This window comes from Massilia sp. P2_C2 (assembly GCF_056404615.1).
The window spans coordinates 1-1,463 of the sequence record NZ_JBFUDR010000590.1; the positions used below are offsets into that span (position 1 = coordinate 1).

Consider the following 1,463-nt stretch of genomic DNA (forward strand, 5'->3'; position numbering starts at 1 on the left):
ATCCGGATCCGGCCGCGCTCGGGCGCACGACGCTGTCCGGCCGCACCGGGGCCGCGCTCGATCCGTGCGCGGCGTTGCAGACCGTCGTCGAGCTGCAGCCGGGCGACGGGCAGGAACTCGTGTTCATGCTGGGCGTGGGCGGGCGCCGCAACCTGGATGCTTCCGGCATGGTGCAGCGCCACAGCGGACTTGCCACGGCCACCGCCGACCTGGCCCACGTGCGCGACTTCTGGGACGACACCCTGTCCACCGTGCGCATCGAGACACCGGAGCCGGCATTCGACGTCCTCGCCAACGGCTGGCTGATGTACCAGACGATCGCCTGCCGCATGTGGGCGCGCAGCGGTTATTACCAGTCCGGCGGCGCCTACGGCTTCCGCGACCAGCTGCAGGATGCGATGGCCACCGTGCACGTGCGGCCGGAACTGCTGCGCGACCACATCCTGCTGTTCGCCGGCCACCAGTTCGTCGAAGGCGACGTGCAGCACTGGTGGCACCCGCCCACGGGCCGCGGCGTGCGCACGCGCTGCTCGGACGATTATCTGTGGCTGCCGCTGGCCGTGCACCGCTACGTCGGCGTCACGGGCGATCATGCGCTGCTGGACGAGATCGCGCCGTTCATCGAGGGCCGTCCACTGCGGCAGGACGAGGCATCGTGGTACGACCTGCCGGGCCAGTCGCGCGAACAGGCCAGCATCTACGAGCACTGCGTGCGCGCGCTGCGCCGCGCCCTCGTGTTCGGCCCGCACGGCCTGCCGCTGATGGGCACCTCTGACTGGAATGACGGCATGGACCGTGTGGGCGACAAAGGCCGCGGCGAGAGCGTCTGGCTCGGCTTCTTCCTGTACGACGTGCTGTGCCGCTTCGCCGACCTGGCCGACCGCCGCGCCGACTACGGGTTCGCCACCACCTGCCGCAGCGCGGCCCAGGTCCTCGCGCACAACATCGAGGACAACGCGTGGGACGGCGAGTGGTACCGCCGCGCGTACTTCGACGACGGCACGCCGCTCGGCGCGCGCGAGAACGACTCTTGCCGCATCGATTCGATCGCGCAGAGCTGGGCCGTGCTGTCCAGCGCTGCCGACCGCGGACGGGCGCGCATCGCAATGGATGCCGTCGATGCGCACCTGGTCCGCCGGGWCGCAGGCCTGGTCCAGCTGCTCGATCCGCCGTTCGACCTGGGCCGGCTGGACCCGGGCTATATCCGTGGCTACGTGCCGGGCGTGCGCGAGAACGGCGGCCAGTACACCCATGCGGCGATCTGGGCGGCGATGGCCTTCGCGCACCTGGACGACACGGAGCGCGCCTGGGAACTGGCGCGCATGATCAATCCCGTGCATCACACGGGCACGGGCGAGGCCTGCGCCACGTACAGGACGGAGCCGTACGTGATGACGGCCGACGTGGTCGCCGCCGCGCCGCACGTGGGGCGGGGCGGCTGGAGCTGGTACACGGGATCGGCC

Annotated in this window: 1 protein-coding gene; it reads left to right on the top strand. The window is 71.1% G+C overall.

What is annotated here, in order from left to right:
• Positions 1-1,463, top strand: a 1,463-nt coding sequence (locus AC1DYX_RS31095; protein WP_477266077.1) for a GH36-type glycosyl hydrolase domain-containing protein, incomplete at both ends; no start/stop codon positions are given.